Source organism: Streptomyces sp. NPDC005576, assembly GCF_042871745.1.
Taxonomy (GTDB): domain Bacteria; phylum Actinomycetota; class Actinomycetes; order Streptomycetales; family Streptomycetaceae; genus Streptomyces.
In genome coordinates, this window is sequence record NZ_JBIAJC010000015.1 from 1 (window position 1) to 20,089 (window position 20,089).

The 20,089-nt window shown below is 72.3% G+C and carries 22 protein-coding genes; 11 read left to right on the plus strand and 11 right to left on the minus strand.

Annotated elements, in window-relative coordinates:
- Positions 1–645: 645 nt before the first annotated feature.
- Positions 646–1,086, minus strand: coding sequence for an SsgA family sporulation/cell division regulator (locus ACFYPN_RS25410; protein WP_358766335.1), 441 nt, complete (start codon positions 1,084–1,086; stop codon positions 646–648).
- 320 nt (positions 1,087–1,406) lie between these two features.
- Between ACFYPN_RS25410 and ACFYPN_RS25415 the strand changes: the two genes are divergently transcribed.
- A complete protein-coding gene (locus ACFYPN_RS25415; protein ID WP_389301262.1) occupies positions 1,407–2,069 on the plus strand; it encodes a hypothetical protein in 663 nt (220 codons plus the stop codon).
- Positions 2,070–2,165: 96 nt separating this feature from the next.
- Here ACFYPN_RS25415 and ACFYPN_RS25420 read toward each other — a convergent pair whose 3' ends face one another.
- Positions 2,166–3,818, minus strand: a complete 1,653-nt coding sequence (locus ACFYPN_RS25420) for an MDR family MFS transporter (protein ID WP_389301539.1) — start codon at positions 3,816–3,818, stop codon at positions 2,166–2,168.
- A 350-nt stretch (positions 3,819–4,168) separates the two neighbouring features.
- Between ACFYPN_RS25420 and ACFYPN_RS25425 the strand changes: the two genes are divergently transcribed.
- Positions 4,169–4,840, plus strand: coding sequence for a helix-turn-helix domain-containing protein (locus ACFYPN_RS25425; protein WP_358759341.1), 672 nt, complete (start codon positions 4,169–4,171; stop codon positions 4,838–4,840).
- A gap of 167 nt (positions 4,841–5,007) precedes the next feature.
- Positions 5,008–5,871, plus strand: coding sequence for a hypothetical protein (locus ACFYPN_RS25430; protein WP_358759343.1), 864 nt, complete (start codon positions 5,008–5,010; stop codon positions 5,869–5,871).
- Between the two features lie 49 nt (positions 5,872–5,920).
- On the opposite strand, the gene ACFYPN_RS25435 is transcribed toward ACFYPN_RS25430, so the two are convergent.
- The 5 genes from ACFYPN_RS25435 to ACFYPN_RS25455 form a co-directional block, all read right to left on the minus strand.
- The gene (locus tag ACFYPN_RS25435; protein ID WP_358759345.1) at positions 5,921–6,697 is read right to left on the minus strand and encodes a glycosyltransferase; all 777 of its coding nucleotides are present in this window, start codon (positions 6,695–6,697) and stop codon (positions 5,921–5,923) included.
- Positions 6,694–7,281 carry a methyltransferase domain-containing protein gene (locus ACFYPN_RS25440; protein WP_389301541.1) on the minus strand — a complete coding sequence of 196 codons (588 nt, stop codon included), beginning with the start codon at positions 7,279–7,281 and terminating at the stop codon, positions 6,694–6,696. The genes ACFYPN_RS25435 and ACFYPN_RS25440 overlap by 4 nt, the downstream gene beginning before the upstream one ends.
- Positions 7,282–7,346: 65 nt before the next feature.
- Positions 7,347–8,201 (minus strand): PIG-L deacetylase family protein, encoded by an 855-nt coding sequence (locus tag ACFYPN_RS25445; RefSeq protein WP_389301265.1) that lies wholly within the window; start codon positions 8,199–8,201, stop codon positions 7,347–7,349.
- The gene (locus tag ACFYPN_RS25450) at positions 8,198–9,250 is read right to left on the minus strand and encodes an acyl-CoA dehydrogenase (RefSeq protein WP_389301268.1); all 1,053 of its coding nucleotides are present in this window, start codon (positions 9,248–9,250) and stop codon (positions 8,198–8,200) included. The genes ACFYPN_RS25445 and ACFYPN_RS25450 overlap by 4 nt, the downstream gene beginning before the upstream one ends.
- Positions 9,251–9,431: 181 nt before the next feature.
- On the minus strand, positions 9,432–9,605 hold the full coding sequence (locus tag ACFYPN_RS25455; protein WP_358759351.1) for a CsbD family protein: 174 nt from the start codon (positions 9,603–9,605) through the stop codon (positions 9,432–9,434).
- Between the two features lie 273 nt (positions 9,606–9,878).
- Between ACFYPN_RS25455 and ACFYPN_RS25460 the strand changes: the two genes are divergently transcribed.
- A complete protein-coding gene (locus tag ACFYPN_RS25460) occupies positions 9,879–11,150 on the plus strand; it encodes a Cmx/CmrA family chloramphenicol efflux MFS transporter (protein ID WP_358759353.1) in 1,272 nt (423 codons plus the stop codon).
- Between the two features lie 16 nt (positions 11,151–11,166).
- Here ACFYPN_RS25460 and ACFYPN_RS25465 read toward each other — a convergent pair whose 3' ends face one another.
- Complete coding sequence (locus ACFYPN_RS25465) at positions 11,167–11,454, minus strand: DUF4031 domain-containing protein (RefSeq protein ID WP_358759355.1); 288 nt, start codon at positions 11,452–11,454, stop codon at positions 11,167–11,169.
- Positions 11,451–11,819, minus strand: a complete 369-nt coding sequence (locus tag ACFYPN_RS25470) for a hypothetical protein (RefSeq protein WP_358759356.1) — start codon at positions 11,817–11,819, stop codon at positions 11,451–11,453. Before ACFYPN_RS25470 ends, ACFYPN_RS25465 begins: the two co-directional genes overlap by 4 nt.
- 306 nt (positions 11,820–12,125) lie before the next feature.
- Between ACFYPN_RS25470 and ACFYPN_RS25475 the strand changes: the two genes are divergently transcribed.
- The 5 genes from ACFYPN_RS25475 to ACFYPN_RS25495 all read left to right on the plus strand — a co-directional run bounded on the left by ACFYPN_RS25475 (position 12,126) and on the right by ACFYPN_RS25495 (position 16,717).
- Positions 12,126–12,329 carry a cold-shock protein gene (locus ACFYPN_RS25475; RefSeq protein ID WP_358759358.1) on the plus strand — a complete coding sequence of 68 codons (204 nt, stop codon included), beginning with the start codon at positions 12,126–12,128 and terminating at the stop codon, positions 12,327–12,329.
- A 228-nt stretch (positions 12,330–12,557) separates the two neighbouring features.
- On the plus strand, positions 12,558–12,836 hold the full coding sequence (locus ACFYPN_RS25480; RefSeq protein WP_358759360.1) for a GlsB/YeaQ/YmgE family stress response membrane protein: 279 nt from the start codon (positions 12,558–12,560) through the stop codon (positions 12,834–12,836).
- 195 nt (positions 12,837–13,031) lie between these two features.
- Entirely contained in the window at positions 13,032–13,949 is a 918-nt protein-coding gene (locus tag ACFYPN_RS25485) for a MurR/RpiR family transcriptional regulator (protein ID WP_358759361.1), read from the plus strand.
- A 142-nt stretch (positions 13,950–14,091) separates the two neighbouring features.
- Positions 14,092–15,033: an N-acetylmuramic acid 6-phosphate etherase gene (gene murQ / locus ACFYPN_RS25490; RefSeq protein ID WP_389301274.1), complete on the plus strand. Its 942-nt coding sequence runs from the start codon at positions 14,092–14,094 to the stop codon at positions 15,031–15,033.
- Between the two features lie 91 nt (positions 15,034–15,124).
- Positions 15,125–16,717, plus strand: a complete 1,593-nt coding sequence (locus tag ACFYPN_RS25495) for a PTS transporter subunit EIIC (RefSeq protein ID WP_389301277.1) — start codon at positions 15,125–15,127, stop codon at positions 16,715–16,717.
- A gap of 104 nt (positions 16,718–16,821) precedes the next feature.
- Here the strand turns inward: ACFYPN_RS25495 and ACFYPN_RS25500 are convergent, their stop codons facing one another.
- Complete coding sequence (locus ACFYPN_RS25500; RefSeq protein WP_358759367.1) at positions 16,822–17,277, minus strand: DUF5707 domain-containing protein; 456 nt, start codon at positions 17,275–17,277, stop codon at positions 16,822–16,824.
- A 147-nt stretch (positions 17,278–17,424) separates the two neighbouring features.
- Positions 17,425–17,886, minus strand: coding sequence for a GNAT family N-acetyltransferase (locus tag ACFYPN_RS25505; RefSeq protein ID WP_389301279.1), 462 nt, complete (start codon positions 17,884–17,886; stop codon positions 17,425–17,427).
- 357 nt (positions 17,887–18,243) lie between these two features.
- Between ACFYPN_RS25505 and ACFYPN_RS25510 the strand changes: the two genes are divergently transcribed.
- Together ACFYPN_RS25510 and ACFYPN_RS25515 are read left to right on the plus strand one after the other, a co-directional pair.
- Positions 18,244–19,329: a protein kinase family protein gene (locus tag ACFYPN_RS25510; RefSeq protein WP_389301543.1), complete on the plus strand. Its 1,086-nt coding sequence runs from the start codon at positions 18,244–18,246 to the stop codon at positions 19,327–19,329.
- 264 nt (positions 19,330–19,593) lie between these two features.
- Entirely contained in the window at positions 19,594–19,947 is a 354-nt protein-coding gene (locus tag ACFYPN_RS25515; protein ID WP_389301282.1) for a PRC-barrel domain containing protein, read from the plus strand.
- Positions 19,948–20,089: the final 142 nt, after the last annotated feature.

The following is a 20,089-nucleotide window of genomic DNA, read 5'->3' on the forward strand; positions in this document are numbered from 1 at the left end:
ATCGCGAGGGTCGCCTTGATCCGCTCGTTCTCGGACGGAGTCCGGCCGGTCGTCGGATCGGTGGTGACGTCCCCGACGGTGAAGATCCCGAACTGGGTCGGTACGGGCGCGCTGGCGTGCTGGGACACTCGTGGCTCCTTACGAAGGATGAAGACGGTGGGGCGGGCCTTTTCCGGACCGCCGGGATCGCCCCCGGGGAGGGTGCGCGGGGTGCGGCCGAGGGGTGAAGCGAGCTCCCCGGACTGATCGTCCGAGGACCGAAGGGGCCCCGGACGCCTGCCGCCAAGACGTCAGGACGTCAGGACGTCAGGACGTCAGGAGCACGACGGATCAGCGCGTCGGCACGTCGGGCACCGGCTCGGGCACGGCCTCGGGTACAGGCAGAGGCACAGGTACGGGCACGGGCACGGCCTCAGCACGAGAGCACCGCCTCCACGTCCGTGGCTGTTGTCGCAGCCGCACCCGCGTCCACTTCGGCAGCACCGCGTCGGCGGGCCGGACCGCGCTGCCGGACGGGTCCGCCCTCCGCGATTCCAGGATCGGTGCCGGGTGGTCGCGCGTGTTGCCGGGGAGCGCACGGAAGCTGGCCCGGGAAGGCACACCTGGGGCGTGGGGGGCCGTCGCGCCCGGAACCCCCGGCGCCTGTCAGCCGGCGTCGGCCAGGAGGTCGGCCACCAGCCGGTCGAGGTCGAGGTGCAGCCCCTCCTCACCCGGGGGCACCACCCGGGCGGCCCGTTCCAGGAACGCGGTGACCTCCGGGGCGGCGATGTCCAGGACGGCGGACCCCGCCGGCGACCGGACGACGATCCGCACCACGTCCCCCTGGTGCGCACGGCGGGGTGTCACCAGGATGCTTCCGCTGCCCGCCGGACGGACCATCCCCTCCGTCAGGAGGTCCCGCGCGAAGACCCAGTCGACGGTGCTGCTGGACATCGTCCCGATCGCGAGGCGTACGGCACAGGGGTCCGTCCGCTCGTACCGCAGTTCGGCCGGCAGCGACACCGCGGGCTCGTCCGCCACGTGGACGTGGGCGACCACCGCGTACGCGATCGAGGTCCCCGCGGTGCCGGAAAAAGGCTGGATCATGTCCTGTCCGTTCGTCGAGTTCGTCCTTCGGCTGCCTGACAGCGCTCCTCCGCCCGACGTTAGAACCGCGACCGGCCGGCGGATTGCCGGGAAGTGCACGGGGTGTAGCCCCCGGGAGCACCGACTGAGGTGCGACACGGTGCGACACGGCCACCGCACACGCGGCCTGGCGCGGCGTCCGGTGGCGGTGGCGTGGTCTCCGGTGGCGTGGTCCCCGAGGGCCGGACGTCCGGGGGCGCGTGGCGTCGGGTGGTGACGGCAGCTGCGGGAGGGTCCAGTGTCCGCCGCCCGGCCATGGGACACCCCATACAGTGCGTCCCATGGCCGACAGCGCGCACACCCCCGACCTCCGCATCCGCTGGCGGGAGGCTCTCGTGACCGCCCGGGGCGGCGAGGCGGGCCCCGACCCGCTCCCGTACGCCGAGAACCTGCTGGAGCGGTGGGCCGAGCCGCAGCGCAAGTACCACACCACCGCCCATCTGACGGCGGTCCTGGACGGGATCGACGTCCTCGCGGCGCACGCCGGGGCGCCGGACCTCGTACGGCTGGCCGCCTGGTTCCACGACGCGGTCTACCGGCCCGACCGCTCCGAGAACGAGGAGCGCAGCGCCGCCCTCGCCGAACGCGCGCTGCCCGAGGCGGGGGTTCCGGACGGGGCGACCGCCGAGGTGGCGCGGCTGGTCCGGCTCACCGTGACGCACGACCCGGCGGACGGCGACCGTGACGGCGAGGTGCTGTGCGACGCCGATCTGGCGATCCTGGCCGCGGGCCCCAAGGAGTACGCGCGCTACACCGCCCAGGTCCGCGAGGAGTACGGCTTCGTGCCGGACGACCTCTTCCGGGAGGGCCGCTCCGGGGTGCTCCGGCAACTGCTGGGGCTGCCGAGGCTGTTCCGTACGCCCTACGGGGCCGAGGAGTGGGAGGCCAGGGCGCGGCAGAACCTGACGACGGAGCTGAAGCTGCTGGAGGCCACGCTGCCGTGAGGGCGTCGTGAGGACCACCGGCGCATGACGGTGCCCTGTACGGAACGTCCGTACAGGGCACCGTCATGCGCCGTCGACCTCGAAGGCGTCAAAGGGTCACTCGGCGGCAGCCGGAGCAGCCGGGGCCGGAGCCGGAGCCGTGGGGGCAGCGACGGCCGGAGCGGCAGCTGCCGGAGCGGCAACCGGGGTCTCAGCGTCCGGGGCCGCGGCAACCGGGGCCTCAGCGTCCGGGGCCGCGTCCGACGTCGACTCTTCCGTCTTCTTCGTCTCCTCGCCGGTGAAGCCGCGCAGCGGCACCTGGCGGACGAAGAGGGCGATGACGATGCCGATGGCGGCGGCGCCCGCGGCCCAGGCGAAGGCGGTGTCGACGCCGTCACTGACGGCCTGCGCGAAGGCGTCCCGGACCGCGGCGGGCAGGGCCCGCAGCGCCTCCGGGGTCATGCTCGACACGGAGGAACCGGCGTCTGCGCCACCCGCGGCGGCCGCGCCGCCCGAGGTGAAGGAGTCGGTGAGCGTGCTGGCGTAGAGGGTGCCGAGCAGGGAGACGCCGAGCGAGCCGCCCATGTTGCGCAGGAAGGTGGCCGCGCCGGTGGCGGCGCCGATGTCGCGCAGCGGGGCGCTGTTCTGGGCGATGAGCATGGTGGTCTGCATCAGGCAGCCCATGCCGAGGCCGAGCACCACCATGAAGAGGCCGGTGGTGAAGCGGGTGGTGTCGGGTCCCATGGTGGCGAAGAGGGCGAGGCCGGCTGCCATCAGGGCGGTGCCGAGGATGGGCAGGATGCGGTAGTTGCCGGTCTTGCTGATGTAGGTACCGCCGGCGAGGGAGAGCACCATCGCGGCCAGCATCATCGGCATGAGGAGCAGGCCGCTGTTGGTGGCGGAGGAGCCCTGGACGTACTGCTGGAACTGCGGCAGCAGGGTGATCCCGCCGAACATGGCGAAGCCGACGATGAAGCTGAGGGCGCCCGCGAGGCTGAAGTTGCGGTCGGCGAAGACCGACAGCGGCATGATCGGCTCGTCGACGCGGCGCTCGACGAGGACGAACGCGACGAAGGCGATCACCGTGACCGCGACGAGGCCGAGGATCATGCCCGAGTCCCAGTCGTACTCGCTCCCGCCCCAGCTGGTGACCAGGACCAGAGTGGTGATCCAGATGCTCAGCAGCGCGGTCCCGGTCCAGTCGATGCGGACCTTGGCGGCCGTCTTGCGCGGGAGCTTGGCGAGGACGAACCAGCAGACGAACAGGGCGACGACGCCCAGCGGCAGGTTGACGTAGAAGGCCCAGCGCCAGTTCAGGTTGTCGGTGATGAAGCCACCGGCGAGCGGGCCGCCGATCATGGCGACGGGCATGACCGCCATCATCACGCCCTGGTACTTGCTCCGGTCGCGGGGCGGCACGATCTCGGCCAGCACCGCCATCACGCCGACCATCAGACCGCCGGCGCCGAGGCCCTGGATCGCGCGGAATCCGATCAGCTCGCCCATGTTCTGGGAGAGCCCGCAGAGCGCGGAGCCGATGAGGAAGATCGCGATGGAGGTGATGAAGGTGATGCGGCGGCCGAGCAGGTCGCCGAGCTTGCCCCAGATCGGGGTGGCGACGGTGGAGGCGAGGATGTAGCCGGTGGTCACCCAGGCGAGGTGCTTGAGACCGCCGAGGTCTCCGACGATCGTGGGCAGCGCGGGCGCCACGATCATGTTGTCCAGCATCGCGAGCAGCATCGCGACGACCAGGCCGCTCATCGTGACCATGATCTCGCGGTGGGTGAAGCGTGGCGTTTCCCGGGCTTCCCCGGCAGCGGCCGGGGCGGGGGAGGTCTGCGTCACGGCGCATGCCTTTCGGTCAGGAAGGAAGGTCGCAGGTCGCTCGACGGACCCGAAGCCTGGCGGCGGGGCCCTGGGCGGCTGACCCCGTAGGGCGAGTAGGCCGGCGACAGCGGTGTCGTCGGCTCGGCGGAGGGGGAGGCTGAGCCCGGGATCCACTTACCGGTCGGCCAGTAGATTACTTGCCGTACGGTAAGTTGGCAAAGGGGGGCGGGGAGACCACGATCGACGCAGGCGCTCCCGTGCGGAGACGCTCGGGGCGAGAGGAGCGCACAGCCATGACAGCCGCAGGACGCCGACGGGGCATCGACACGCGGGCCGAGATCCGCAAGGTGGCCCTGGAACTCTTCACCGAGCAGGGGTACGACGCGACCTCGCTGCGGGAGATCGCCGAACGGCTGGACATCACGAAGGCAGCCCTCTACTACCACTTCAAGAGCAAGGAAGACATCGTCCGCTCGCTCTTCACCAATTACCTGGAGGCGGTCGACGCCGTGGTGGAGTGGGCCAGGGAGCAGCCCACCGGCCCGGGTCTCGCCCCGCGGATCGTGGACCGGATGGTAGACGTCTTCATCGCCGAGGGCATGCCCGCCATGCGGTTCGCCACCGCCAACCACCGCGTGATCCGCGAGCTGCGCCCCGACAAGGGCGGCGCCCTGGAGAGATTCGCCGAGCTGAGCGAGATGATGGGCGGCCCCGGTGCCACGGTGGAGGAGAAGCTGCGCCTGCGCTCCGCCCTCCTCAGTGTGAACGTCGCCCTCCTCGCCTCCCAGGGGCTGGACGTGTCCGACGCCCAGGTCGCCCGGGTGGCCCGCGACATCGCCCACCGGCTCGTACCGCATCCGGAGCCGGAGCCGCATCCGGAGCCGACGGACGGCGCACGCACCGCCGGTACCGAAGAGACTCCGGGACCGCCGACGATGCCGGACGCCCCGGGCGCGGCGGCCTGACCGGTCGGGCGCCGGGGCCCCTTTCGGAGAACGTCGCGGCGGTCTGCGCCGGGTGGGTGAACCCTGTGGTGCCGACGGGTGGCCGGCGCGGTCGCCGTGGGCCGGTCGCGGGTGCTTCGCGCTAGAAAGCGTGGGCCGTACCCGCCGACCGAGGGGCTTCCCCAATCATGTTCAAGACCGCGCTGCGGATCGCTTCCGCCGCCACCTTCGTCGTCACGTCGCTGACCTTCACCGCGTCGGCGAGCGCCGACACCGACCCGTGGCCGGGGACCCCGGAGCAGATCCGTGACACGGGCCCCTGCGGTCCCACCGGTGGCTACCGGTCGTCGGACTGGGAGCGGACGACGACGAACCGCGCGCTGAGGGCCGACGTGGACAAGGCCGCGATCAGCGAGGGCTGGTACTGGCGCCACGACGACAACACGCTGTGGCGCGGCGACACCCGGCCGGACCCCCGCGCGCTCTTCCGGAGCGGCTTCACCCCGCTGGGGACGGTACTGACCCCGCTCTCGCAGTGGATCATCGGTGGTGGCGGGCAGAACTCCGCGCACGTGAGCACCAGTTGCGACCGCTGGGTGGCGCAGGGCTTCGCCACCGGAGGCGGCAAGGACGGCTGGGTGTACGCCATCCAGGCGCCGGGCGGGATCGACGTCAACGCCACCGCGCGGATGACCGGCATCCAGTCGCAGTACCTGTGGAACAAGGAGATCGACTTCCCGGGCGGGATTCAGGGCAGCTTCATCGAGGGGGCGTGCCAGTACCACTGGGCCGGCAAGAACCCGCAGACCAACGTGGACATCTACGAGAACCTGGGCTGCGTCACGAACCCGGCGTTCCGCCCGGTGGCCCGCGCCGACGCGGACGCGACGGACACCACGGCCGACGCCACGACGGACACCACCACGTCCACCCCCGCGACCTCCACCCCTGCGACCTCCACCGCACCGGCCCCGCCCACCGCGACCTCCCCGGTCCCGGCGGGCGCCGTCTCGCTGAACCCCTCGGGCGCCCTCTCTCTGAGCGCGAGGTAGCCGGGCGGCGGCGTCCCTCGCCGTCCCCACGGGCCCCCGGCCCAGCGGCTCAGCGGCTCCCGCCGGGGCGCACCGCCCCGCCGTTCGCGGCGGGTGCTCCGGTGCGGAGGGTGCGCAGGTACGCGCCGAACCCGTGTGGGGCGCGGGGGGTCAGCCGGCCGGAGGTCTCCACGGCGCAGGCGTCCGTCCGCAGCACCCGGGCGCCCCTCTCGCCGAGGGCGCGGGCCAGGGCGTGGTCCTCGCCGTGCGGTACGGAGGGGAAGCCCCCGGCGCGCAGATAGGCGTCCGCCACCACGCCGAAGTTGGCGCCGTGCACGTGCGGGTGCTCCCAGTCCGGGCCCGTCCCGGCCGGCTTCTGTGCGAAGTAGTGCGTGAGGTGCAGGTCCCGGACGACCGCTTCCTCCAGGGAGTGGGCCGGGGCGAGGCGGACCGTGCCGAGCACGCAGTCCCAGCCGTCCCGGGCGCAGGCCAGTTGGTGGGCGATCCAGTCGAGGGGGACCCGGCTGTCGGCGTCGGTCGTGGCTATCCAGGTGTGGGCGGCGGGGGTGGCCGCCTTCCGCAGTCCGTGCGCGACGGCCTCCGCCCGCGCCGCCCCCGCCGACCGGTGGCCGGTCGTCACCACCTCGGCGCCCGCCCGGCGGGCCACCGCCTCGGTGGCGTCGGTGCAGGCGTCGGCGGCGACCAGCAGGGTCAGCGGGGGCATCTCCGGCAGCCGTTCGCGGGCGAACCGTTCGGCCGCCCGCACGGCCCCCAGTGCGGCGGGCAGGGTGGCGGCCTCGTCGTGCGCCGGCACGGCGACCACCAGCCCCTCCACCCGCCGCCTCACACCAGCCCCTCGGCGCGGGCGGGGGAGGGCGGCGGCGAACCGTCGGCGAGCGGGCGGTGGTGGAGGCTCAGGACGAAGTCGGGGTCGTGGAACTCCGGCCCGGCCACCAGGCCCGGTACGTCCCTCAGCAGCGGCGCCAGTTGTGTTCCGGTGAGCCGGTGCTCGGGCACCGGGTGGTCCCAGTGCACGGTCACCAGCGTGCCGCCCGGCTCCAGGCTGCCGGCCGCGCGCGCCAGGATCTCGGCGAGTGCGGTCGCGTCGAAGTAGTAGAGCAGTTCGGAGAGGACGATCAGGTCGAACGTGCCCTCGGGCCACTCCTCCGGCACGGTGAGGCGGGCCACGTCGACGTGCGGCAGGTCGCGGTTGCGCGCGGCGGCCTCGGCGACGGCGGCGGGGACCCGGTCGGTGGCGAGTACCGCGTCGCACCGCTCGGCGAGCAGCCGGGTGAGGACGCCCACCGAGCAGCCCGGCTCGAAGGCCCTGCGGTAGCGGGGGCGGGGCAGGGCGGCGAGCGTCAGCGCGTACTTGCGCCGCTCGTACCAGCGTCCGGCGAGGTCCCAGGGGTCCGCGGTGCCGGAGTACATCCGGTCGAAGTACGACGCGGGGGTGGAGGCGCCCGCCTCCCCGACCGGCCCGGACTGGTCGGTGCTCACAGCAGGATCACCTCGAAAGCGCGTCGGTGGTGGAGCAGCTCGGCGGGCGGCAGGATGACGGTGGGATCGTCGGGGTCGTCCGCGAGGGGTGCGATCTGGGTACGGAAGCGGCTGACGGCGACCGCCTTGCGGGCCTGTTCGGCGGCGGTGAGCGGCAGGCGCCGGACCGTGTCCCAGGGCACCCGTGGGTCGCCGGGTACGGCCCAGTGCCAGGTCCACACCGGGTAGTACCAGAGCGCGGTGCCGGTGGTCCGCGCCGCCGTGCGCGCCGCCCGGCCCGCCGCCTCGTGGTCGGCGTGCAGATCGCCGGTCCACGGCGCCAGGCAGAGCCGGGCCCCGGAGCTCCGCAGCACCTCCGCGAGGTGGCCGGCCACCTCGCTGCCGTACGCGTCCACCCGGGTGTCGGGCACCGCGAGGCGGGTGCGGCGGTGGCGGTCGATCCCCAGGTCGTCGAGGGCGGCGGCCAATTCGTTGGCGCGGAGCCGGGCGAGGGCGCCGGGCGATACCCGGCGGCTGCCCGGGTGGGAGGCTTCGCCGTCGGTGACGGTGACGACGTGCACCTCGGTGCCGGTGGCGGTGAGCCGGGCGAGGGTGCCGCCGACGCCCAGCACCTCGTCGTCGGGGTGGGCGGCGACCACGACCACGGGCCCCTCGATCCGGGGCGCGTCGGCCACCGCGTCCCAGCCTTCCCAGCGCGCCCACGCCTCCTCGGGCGTGCCCTCCGCCCGGAGTACGGCGGCGGCCCGCTCGCGTGCGGTGAGCGAGGAGGCGGGGGCGGCAGATGCCGGCGGGGAGGCCGGGTGCTCCGAGGTCGCCGGTATCGGGCCGGGGTCGGTGCCGGTGCTGCTCATCGGCCGGTGCCCCCGGGCGGGGCCACCAGGGTGGTGCCGAGGGCGGCGAGGTCGCGGTCCGCGTGGTGCTGGCGGACGTAGACGGTGAGGTCAGCGACGCGCCGGGCGTGCCGGGCGTCGTGGCAGAGCGGTCCGGCTCCCAGCGCGCGGCCGACGTGGTCCAGCACCAGAGCGCTGACCCGTTCCACGGCCGCGCGGGCCCGCATCGCCCGCAGCGCGGCGTCGCCGCCGCGGTCCTGCGGGTCGGCGTCGATCTCGGCGGCGGCGACCCTCAGCACGCACTCCGCTCCGTGCAGGGCGACGTCCACCGCGCCCAGATGGGCGGCGGCGAGCTGATCGGGGGCACGCCGGACCGCGGAGGCGAACAGCGTGTCGGCGACGCCGCGCGCTCCGCCCAGCCAGCACGCGGCCACCCCGATGCCCCCGTGGGCGAACCCCGGGCGGCGGACGTACGCGTCGACCCCGCCCACCGGCACGGCCGGGACCCCGGTGAACCGGACGTCCGGAGTGTCGCTGCCCGCCATCCCGATCGCCTGCCAGGTACCGGACACCGGTGCGTACCCGGGTACGGCCGTGGCGAGGGCGAACAGCCGCCGCCCCTCCTCGGTGTCGGCGGTGACCAGCGCGTGCGTGCAGCTGTGGGCGCCCGAGCAGTAGGGCTTGACCCCGTCCAGCGACCACAGGCCGTCCTGGCCGGGCCGGGCGGTCAGGGTGGTGCCCGGAGGCTGGGCGGCCCACACGCCCCAGCGCTCGCCCGGAGCCGGGGCGGTCGCGCCCAGCTCGGCGAGGATGGCCACCGCGTCGGCGTGCCCCTCCGCGAGGCGGGCCAGGGCCAGGTCCTCCCGCCCCAGCTGGTGCAGCGCCTGGAACCGTTCCCAGGTGCGCCCCGATCCCGGCAGCGGGACGTCCGCCGCGCTGTCGCGCGCCCAGGAGGCGAAGCGTTCGGCCACGGCGGTGCGCAGCGCGACGGCGTCCGGTGTCTCCGGTATCCCGGGGGCGGACTGCTGATGGGTGGTGGCGGTGGCCACGCGTACTCCTTCGGTCGACATGCACGTCCTCTTCCATGCCAGCACCTGCGGACGGACCGCGCCCGGCGAGCAAGCGTGTGGCCCGGCCGTATCGGCCGGGCCACGGTCGCGCCACACCTGAGGGGGGAAGGGGTGCGGCGCGGAGGGCACTCGCTGGGGCACTCGGCGTGCGGGGAGCCCGCCGGTGGTGCGCTCAGGACGCTCAGTGCTTGAAGGCGTCCTTCGTCTTCTCCTTGGCCTCGCGGGCGTCGCCCTTGGCCTTCTCGGCGTGGCCCGCGGCGGTGAGGCGTTCGTTGCCCACGGTCCGGCCGGCAGTCTCCTTGACCTTGCCCTTGGTCTGCTCCACCTTGGCCTGGGTCTTCTCATCGGCAGCCATGATCACTCCCACCTTGCTGTGCTCGACTTCAGGAACAGTGGTTCGTGTGACCGCCCAGCGTCGTCTCAAACCCCATCGGCCGTCTTTCGCACCACCCGGGGCCCCACGAGTACATCGCGGCACATTTCCGGCGTCACATTTCCCGTGTCACCTCCAGCGTCCGGCGTGAACACCGCGATAACAAACCGGGGTCATTCACCGCGACCGGGAATGTGGTGAGCGTGGCGTCCGTTGGGCACAGTCATGCCTGAAACCGACACCGGTCGACTCCGTATGCCCTTGGCCGTTTACATCCTGGGCCTCTCGGTCTTCGCGCTCGGCACCAGCGAGTTCATGCTCTCCGGCCTGCTGCCGCCGATCGCCGACGACATGGGCGTATCGATTCCGCGCGCCGGACTGCTCATATCCGCGTTCGCGATCGGCATGGTCGTCGGCGCCCCGCTGCTCGCCGTGGCCACGCTCCGGCTGCCGCGCCGGACCACCCTCATCGCGCTGATCTCGGTCTTCGGCCTCGGCCAGGTCGCGGGTGCGCTGGCACCGACGTACGAGATCCTCTTCGTCTCCCGGGTGGTGAGCGCGCTCGCCTGCGCCGGGTTCTGGGCGGTGGGCGCGGCGGTCGCCATCGCGATGGTGCCGCGGAACGCCCGTGCCCGGGCGATGGCCGTGATGATCGGCGGTCTGTCGATCGCCAACGTGATGGGCGTACCGCTCGGCGCGTTCCTCGGTGAGGGCCTCGGGTGGCGGTCGGCGTTCTGGGCGGTGGGCGCCGCGTCCGCCGTGGCCCTGGTCGGCGTGGTCCTGAAGATCCCCCGCATCCCGGTGCCGGAGCAGCGCCCGGAGCTGCGCCAGGAGCTCTCCATCTACCGCGACCGGCAGGTCTGGCTGGCGATCGTGATCACCGCGCTGGCGGCGGGGGGCGTGTTCTGCGCGTTCAGCTACCTCTCCCCGCTGCTGACCGATGTCGCCGGGCTGAGTTCGGGGTGGGTGCCGTGGGTGCTGGCGCTCTTCGGGGCCGGCGCGCTGGTCGGTACGACGATCGGCGGCCGGGTCGCCGACGCCCACCTCTTCGGGGTGCTGCTCAGCGGCATCGCCGCTTCCACGATCTTCCTGGTGGCGCTCGCGCTGTTCGCGTCGAGCCCGGTCGCCGTGGTCCTCATCGCCTTCCTGCTGGGCTTCTCGGCGTTCTACACGGCCCCCGCACTCAACGCCCGGATGTTCGACGTGGCCGGTGCCGCGCCGACGCTCGCCGGTGCGACGGCGACCGCCGCGTTCAACCTGGGCAACACCGCCGGCCCCTGGCTCGGCGGCGCGGTGATCGACGCCGACCTCGGTTACGCCTCCCCCGCGTGGGGCGGCGCCGCCATGCTGGTCGTCGGTCTGGCGGCGGTGGCCCTGGCGCTCCGGGTCCAGCGCTCCACCACCTCCCGGTCCCGGATGGTCGCCACGGCGGGAGTGCCCACGGGTGCGGCACCGGTGGAGGGCGCGACGGTCGTGCGCCCCCGGGCCGCGTTGGCGAACGAGCGGGCGGACACGCCCTCGGCCTGACCTCGCGGGCGCAGGCTCAGCGGCCGGCCGTGCCGCCGGGGGCCGGGCGGCCCTTCGGGCGGCGCAGGCCGGCTTCGGTCAGCCGGCGGACCAGCTCCTTGGAGCCGATCTCCCGCGCCCCGGCGCGTACCGCGTCGGCGTAGCGCGCCTGCGGTACGTCGTAGTGGTCCCGCTCGAACGCGCGCGGCGGGCAGCCGATCGCGGCGGCGAAGGCGTGGAGTTCGTCGAAGGACTCGTCGCTGACGAGGTGCGACCAGAGGCGGCCGTGACCCGGCCAGGTCGGCGGGTCTATCCAGACCGTCACCGCCGCAGCACTCCGGCGAGCGCCCCGACCGGTGCCACCGACACGGTGGCGCGGGTGCAGACCCAGTGCGGGTCGGCGCCGAGTTCGGGTTCGACGTCGAGCGCGTGCGGGCCGCCCTCGTCGCAGACCGGGCAGAGCGGCCACCGGCCGTACCGTTCGAGCAGGGCGTCCTGGACGTCCTGGGCGACCAGCCCGACGAGGAAGTCCAGGCCGTCCGGCCACTGCTCCACCCACCACCGACGTTGGGTCACCGCGTCCTCGACGAGGGACACGATGTCGGCGTCCGCGACGTCGCCCGCCGCGAGGTCGGCCACGACGAGGGCACGGGCGGTGTGCAGTGCCTGCTCCAGGGGGTTCAGCTCCATGGCTCCATTGTCCCCCCACGCTTCCCGCCGCTCCCCCGGCGCCCGGACTTCCGGCCGTGACTCCGCGCGCCGGGGGCCGGACCGCGACCGGACCGGGGCCGGATCGGGGCGGGACCGGGGCGGGACCGGGACCGGATCGGGGCCGGATCGGGGCGGGATCACGGCCGGACAGCGGCCGGAGCCCGGGGCTCGTCACTCGTCCGTGTGCGGTGCGCGCCGATCCGTTTCTCCTCCCGGCGACCGGGAGAGGATCGCCGCATCGCCGGCACGATCATGTGTCCGGCGCGCCCACCGGAAAGGCATGGCATGGCTCAGGGCACCGTGAAGTGGTTCAACTCGGAGAAGGGGTTCGGGTTCATCGCACCGGACGACGGCACACCGGACGTCTTCGTGCACTTCTCCGCCATCGACTCCTCGGGGTACCGGTCGCTGGAGGAGAACCAGCGGGTGGAGTTCTCGACCACGCAGGGCCCCAAGGGCCCGCAGGCGGAACAGGTCCGCCCCCTCTGACACCCCGGGCCGTCCACGACGCGCCCCGCACGCCCGCCCGGGTGTGCGGGGCGCGTCGTATGCCCCGCCTTCACGTCCTTATGCCGCTCACGAGACTTTCGCCCGTCGTTCGCAGCGCGCCCGCATCCGGTCCGAACTTCTTTCGGAACAAGCACGTTTGGACCGCGCGAACCGGTAAAGACGAAGCTTTGACACCGGCTTTATATACGACGAGGTAGGAGACGCATCATGGGCATCATCGCTTGGATCCTCATAGGGTTGCTCGCTGGCCTCATCGCCAAGGCACTCATGCCGGGGAAGGACCCGGGCGGCATCATCATCACGATGCTCATCGGTATCGCGGGTGGCCTCCTCGGCGGCTGGCTCGGCAAGGTCCTCTTCGGCGTCGACTCGATCGACGGTTTCTTCGACCTGTCCACCTGGATCGCCGCGATCATCGGTTCGGTGATCCTGCTCGCCATCTACCGACTGGTCACCGGTAACCGTCACTCGCACCGTCACGCCTGATCCGGCGGCCTCCGGGCCACGGATCGCGAATGCACCACGAACGGCTCCCCCTCCACGCGGAGGGGGAGCCGTTGTCGCGTTCCGGCCCCCTCACGGGCGGCGCACGGGGCGTCGCGCGGGGAGGTGCGCGGGGAGGCGCACAAGCGGGATCAATGGGGGGTTGACGGGCGAGTGTGATGAAAATACCTTTCAGGAGTGACCAGTGAACTGAAGGAAAGTTTCAGCAGCGACTCCCCACCGGCTCCGGCGGCCCTCGCCGCCAAGGTCCGTACGCTCGCCCCCTCCATGACCCGCTCCATGCAGCGCGTCGCCGAGGCGGTCGCCGGGGACCCCGCCGGGTGCGCCGCGCTCACCGTCACCGGTCTCGCCGAGCGCACGGGTACGAGCGAGGCGACCGTGGTCCGCACCGCGCGGCTCCTCGGCTACCCGGGCTACCGCGACCTGCGCCTCGCCCTCGCCGGGCTCGCCGCCCACCAGCAGTCCGGGCGTGCTCCCGCGGTCACCGCCGACATAGCCGTGGACGACCCGATCGCCGATGTCGTCGCCAAGCTCGCCCAGGACGAGCAGCAGACCCTCGCGGACACCGCCGCCGGGCTCGACACCGGACAGCTCTCCGCCGTCGTGACCGCCGCCGCCACCGCCCGCCGGATCGACATCTACGGCGCGGGCGCCTCCTCGCTCGTCGGCCAGGACCTTGCGCAGAAGCTGCTCCGGATCGGCCTCATCGCGCACGCCCACGCCGACCCGCACCTCGCGGTCACCAACGCCGTGCAGTTGCGCCCGGGGGACCTCGCCATCGCGATCACCCACTCCGGTTCGACCAGCGACGTGATCGAGCCACTGCGGGCCGCCTTCGACCGGGGCGCCACCACCGTCGCCATCACCGGCCGCCCCGGCGGCGCCGTCACCCAGTACGCGGACCACGTGCTGACCACGTCGACCTCCCGCGAGAGCGAGCTGCGACCGGCCGCCATGTCCAGCCGGACCAGCCAACTGCTCGTCGTGGACTGCCTCTTCATAGGCGTCGCGCAGCGCACCTACGAGACGGCGGCCCCCGCGCTCGCCGCCTCGTACGAGGCGCTCGCGCACCGGCACCCGCACCGCCGCCGCTGACCGGCGCACCCCCGCACACCAGCATTCCCGTACATCCGCACTCCCGCGCTCCCGCGCTCCCGCGCTCCCGCGCTCCCGCGCTCACCAGAGAACCCGCACCCGCACCCCGTACGAGCACCACGAGAAAGCAGAGCCACGCCTCATGTCCTCCTCCACGACCGGCCGCGACGACCTCCTCGCCCAGCTCGCCACCCTCACCACCGAGCAGTTCCGCCCCGAGCTGGCCGAGATCGACCGGCTGCCCACCCTGGAGATCGCCCGGGTCATGAACGGCGAGGACCGGTCCGTCCCCGACGCCGTCGCCGCGCAGCTGCCGCAGATCTCCGCCGCGATCGACGCCATCGCGGAGCGCATGGCGCGCGGCGGCCGGCTGATCTACCTGGGCGCGGGGACCGCCGGGCGCCTCGGGGTGCTGGACGCCAGCGAGTGCCCGCCCACCTTCAACACCGCCCCGTCCCAGGTCGTCGGGGTGATCGCGGGCGGCCCGTCCGCGATGGTGACGGCGGTGGAGGGTGCCGAGGACAGCCGGGAACTGGCCGCCGCCGACCTGGACGGGCTGGGCCTCACCGCCGAGGACACCGTCATCGGCATCTCCGCCTCCGGCCGCACCCCGTACGCGATCGGCGCCGTCGAACACGCCCGCGCCCGGGGCGCGCTCACCGTGGGGCTCTCCTGCAACGCGGGCTCGGAACTGGCCGCCGCCGCCGAACACGGTGTCGAGGTCGTCACGGGCCCGGAGCTGCTGACCGGCTCGACCCGGCTGAAGGCGGGCACGGCGCAGAAGCTGGTGCTCAACATGATCTCGACCATCACGATGATCCGGCTCGGCAAGACGTACGGGAACCTGATGGTCGACGTGCGGGCCTCCAACGAGAAGCTGCACGCCCGTTCCCACCGGATCGTCGCCCTGGCGACCGGCGCCCCCGACGAGGAGATCGAAGCCGCCCTCGCCGCCACCGGCGGTGAGGTGAAGCCCGCGATCCTCACGATCCTCGGCCGGGTCGACGGCCCCACCGCCACCGGCCTGCTGGCCGCATCGGACGGTCATCTGCGCGCCGCGCTCGCGGCCGTCCCCGCTCCCTGACCCACCCGTACGACCCGTGCCCCGGGCTCCCCGCCCCACCCCCTCCCGGGGCACGGTCCCCCACCCCCCGCACAGCAAGGCACCACGCACCATGGCAACAGATGACAAGCACCGCGCCACCGCCGCCGCGATTCTTCCGCTCGTCGGTGGCGCCTCCAACGTCCGTACCGTCGCCCACTGCATGACCCGGCTCCGGCTGGGCCTGCTCGACCCGTCCCTCGTGGACGACGAGGCGCTGAAGGCGCTGCCCGCCGTGATGGGCGTGGTCGAGGACGACACGTACCAGATCGTCCTCGGCCCGGGCACCGTCGCCCGGGTCACCCCGGAGTTCGAGGCGCTGGTGGAGGAGGCGCGGGCCTCGGCCCCGGCGACCACGCCCGCACCCGCCGCAGCGCCCGCACCCCCACCCCCGACGCCCGGCGGTACCACCGCCACGGCCGAGGAACTCGCCGCGCAGGGAGCCGAGTTGCGGGCGACCCGCAAGGCGAAGAACGCCACGCCGTTCAAGCTCTTCCTGCGGAAGATCGCGGACGTCTTCGTCCCCCTGATCCCCGCCCTCATCGGCTGCGGCATCATCGCCGGGCTCAACGGCCTGCTGGTCAACCTGGGTTGGCTGACCGGCGTGACCCCCGCGCTCGCGGCCGTCGCGTCCGGGTTCATGGCGCTGATCGCGGTGTTCGTCGGCTACAACACCGCGAAGGAGTTCGGCGGCACCCCGATCCTCGGCGGGGCGGTCGCCGCGATCATCGTGTTCCCGGGGGTCGCCAACATCGAGGCGTTCGGGCAGAAGCTCTCGCCCGGCCAGGGCGGTGTGCTCGGCGCGCTCGGCGCGGCGGTGCTCGCGGTGTACGTGGAGAAGTGGTGCCGCCGCTGGGTTCCCGAGGCGCTGGACGTGCTGGTCACGCCGACGCTCACGGTGCTGATCTCCGGACTGGTCACGATCTTCGGCCTGATGTACGTGGCCGGTGAGGTCTCCTCCGCCATCGGTACGGCCGCCGACTGGCTGCTCTCGCACGGCGGCGCGGGCGCGGGTCTGCTGCTCGGCGGGTTCTTCCTGCCGCTGGTGATGCTGGGTCTGCACCAGGCGCTGATCCCGATCCACACCACCCTCATCGAGCAGCAGGGCTACACCGTGCTGCTGCCGATCCTCGCCATGGCGGGCGCCGGACAGGTCGGCGCGGCGGTGGCCGTGTACGTACGCCTCCCCCGCAACGAGTCGATCCGCCGCACCATCCGGTCGGCCCTGCCCGCCGGTCTGCTGGGCGTCGGCGAACCGCTGATCTACGGCGTCTCGCTGCCGCTGGGCCGCCCGTTCGTCACGGCCTGCGTCGGCGGCGCGTTCGGCGGAGCCTTCGTCGGCCTCTTCAACCAGCTCGGCACCTCGGTCGGCTCCACCGCGATCGGCCCGTCCGGCTGGGCCCTCTTCCCGCTCCTTGACGGCAACCACGGCCTCGGCGGCACGATCGCGATCTACGCGGGCGGACTGCTCGTCGGGTACGTCGCCGGCTTCGTCGCCACGTACTGCTTCGGCTTCAGCAAGGAGCTGCTGGCCGAGTTCAACGTGGACCAGGAGGCGGCGACCGCCGGGACGACCACGGTGGTGGCCGGTTCACCGGGCACCACCGCACCGGGCGCCCCGGATGCCACAGACCCGGGGCAGCAACCCGCGCCCGCGAAGGTCTGAGGGACTCACCACCACGCACCGCGAGCCGCCCCTCTCCGTGAGGGGCGGCTCGTGGTGTGCGGGGCGGGTGCCCGGGGGCGGGTGCCCGGGGGCGAGTGCCGGAGTCAGCCGGTCGTGAAGTCGGCGGCCTTGGTGTCCAGGGTCCTGGCGCCGTCCGCCGTGGTGGCCATGACCGCGACGTGCCAGAGACCGCGCGGGGAGCCCTCGGCCTCCTCGCGGGTGACCGCGACCTCGTAGGAGCAGCGCACCGTGTCCTTGCCGGAGGGCTTGCAGACGGCCGACTCGACGGAGGCCATGTCCTTCTCGGTCAGGCCCTGTCCGGCGAAGGCCGAGTCCTCCGGCCACGCCAGCACCTTCACGTTCTTGACCTTCTCCCCCGACGAGACGTCCGTGGTGAATCTCAGCGAGCCGTCGTGGCCGGCGGCCGGGGCGGTGTACCGGGCGGTGCTGTGCGTCAGCGTGGTCGGCTGCGGCTCACCGGCGTACGCGAGGGCGAAAGCTCCGGCACCCCCGAGGACGACCACACCGGCGACCACGGACAGAGCGATACGTCGGGACATGAGAGGTTCTCCTGAATCGTGTGGCGGGACCGGCGCCTCCAGTTGTGCGCCGCTGCACCGATACTCGCCGCGCGGGGAAACCCCGGTCCTGAGCCCCGGGACTCACCTCCCCCTGAGTAAGCACGCCCGCCACCATGGGTACCTGCGTCAGTCGGCCGTCCACCCCGCCAGGCGGAGGTCGATGAACGGAACCGTGTCCCCCGGCAGCAGATACGTCTCCACCTCCACGAACCCCCGCCGCACCGCGAACCCGAGCCCCTCCGTGTTACTGCCCAGCACCACCGTCTCGATCGCCCCGGCTCCCAACTCCCGTGCGACACGCAGCCCGTGCCCGTACAGCCCGGCGCCGTACCCACGCTTCCGGTACTCGGGGAGAATGCGCGCGATCACCGTGGCCGCCGCCCCCTCGCCGCCGACCGGCGGGCGCACCGTGGAGCAGCCGACCAGCACGTCCCCCACCCGCGCGACGAACAGCCGGTTACGGGTGCGCCGTTCCCGCACCTCGTCGGCGGTGAGGGGCGCGGTCGGGACGACCCTGTTGTGGACGTCCCGCCACTCGCACGTGAAGGGGCTGCACGTGGCGGGGGTGTGACCGTGAGCCTCCGCCAACCTGAAACCTCAGGTCAAAGGGCTGGTGTGACCGTTTCTCAGGTCTCGTCGGTCAGGGCGAGGACGTGCAGATTCGACACCTGGACCGGATCACCTTCAGATGGCACCGCAGCAGACCGGCAAGGTGGTGACGGCACGGACAGCGGTAAACGTCACTGGTAAGCAAGTGCGCAGAGTTCCCGGCGCGCTCTTCGGATTTCGCCACACAGCCCCAACGGCAGCCGCCGAGACATGAGTTATGCCGCACCTCATCGGCTCTGGCGTGGGAGGGTGGCCTTTGGCCGCCGTCCCGGTGTCCGCTGAGTCCGTTGAACAAGAGGCGGGGCATAGCTGGAGGCATGAGTGCAGGCTTCTGAAATGCCCCGCAGTGCTCGCCTGGCCGCTCACGGCATCGTTTCTACATCGCTGGCGCTGCGCAGTGACCGCAGTCTGCGCGAGTTGGTGGACGCCGGCGCGCCACTGAGGACGGGCATCGGCGGGAAGACGGTCCTACTGGAGGTAGAGGGAACCCGGGTCTTCGTCAAGCAGGTACGGCTGACCGATAGGGAGCGACGGTCGGAGCATGTTCACTCCACCGCGAATCTGTTCGGACTCCCGACCTTCTGTCACTACGGCATCGGTACCATCGGTGGCCCCGGGTTCGGGGCCTGGCGGGAGCTGGCCGCGCACACCATGACAACGAACTGGGTGGTCGCGGGTGAGTACGAGGGCTTTCCTCTGATGTACCACTGGCGGGTGATCCCACACTCAGTCCAGCCGTTGCCCGAGGAACTGGCCGATGTGGATCGAGCTGTCGCCTACTGGGGAGGCAAACCGGCGGTACGCCGTCGAATTGAAGCTCTCCAGCAGTCCACGGCGAGCCTCGTACTGTTCTTGGAGTACGTCCCACAGAACCTGCACGACTGGCTGGGCATCCAGATCGGGGCCGGCGACGAGGCCGCCGAACGGGCCTGCGCCATGGTCGACGAGAAGCTGGAAGCCGGCCTCTCGTTCATGAACGCCCGCGGGCTTCTGCACTTCGACGCCCACTTCGAGAACATCCTCACCGATGGCCGACAGCTCTTCTTCACCGACTACGGCCTCACGATCTCCTCACGCTTCGACCTCACACAGGACGAGCACGACTTCTTCGACCAGCACCGCACCTACGACCGGTGCTACGCCGTCACCCACCTGGTGAATTGGCTGGCCGTGGCTTTCTACGGATACAAACCGGAAGAACGCAAGGCGTTCGTGAACGCGTGCGCCCAAGGGGAGCCCCCGGAGGGGATTCCCGCGTCGATCGCGGCGCTCTTTGTCCGTTACGCGCCGATCGCCGCGGTGATGGGCAACTTCTATCGCGCATTTCAGCAGGAGAGCCGAGCAGCTCCCCATCCGCTGGCAACGATCTGTCTGCAGGGCGAAGTACGTGAACAGCAGCAGTCGGTCACAGGCGGGTGGTGAACCGGCCGTTGGGTAGCTTCCCTAAGGGCTGTCACCCTGACCAGGCTTCCACGACAGCGGTTCCAGCTCAGCCCGGACGTTACGTCCGCTCCCAGCAGCTCGCCGATCTGCCGAGCCATGGGAGCGGGTCGCCGCCGCGCTCCGCTGATGCATGTGTGTGAAGCCGAGGGATGCGGGCACGCGAACTTCTGAGCGCATCTCACCGGCCGCTCGATCCGCCGGACGGGAAGCGTCACCGAAGGACCGCCGAGGAAGGAGAAACCCATGAGCAACGACCCGTGGGGTTACCACTCTGGCAGCGGCCACATTTCCGGGATCGACCTGACCGGATTCGCGGTCGAAGCCGTCGACGGGCACGTCGGCAAGGTCGACAGTCACTCCGACGAGGTGGGTTCCGCCCACCTCTTGGTGGACACCGGCGAGTGGATCTTCGGGCGGGAGATCCTGTTGCCCGCAGGTACGGTCTCCCGGATCGACACGGAGGGGCGCACGGTTCACGTGGACCTCACGAAGGAACAGATCAAGGACGCGCCGGAGTTCGAACGGCCGACGCATTCGGGCGACCCGGCCTACTACACGGACCTGGCCACCCACTACGGGATGCACCGCCTGATCTGAGGCCGCGCGTCTTCCGGCGCCCTGCCGTGAGCACCACGCGCGGAGTGGTTCCCACTGGGTACGCCCCTGTGGCGCGCCCGTGCTGAGCCTCTCGCGTGGAACACCTGGAACAGAGCACATCGCACCAAGCAAGTAGCACAGA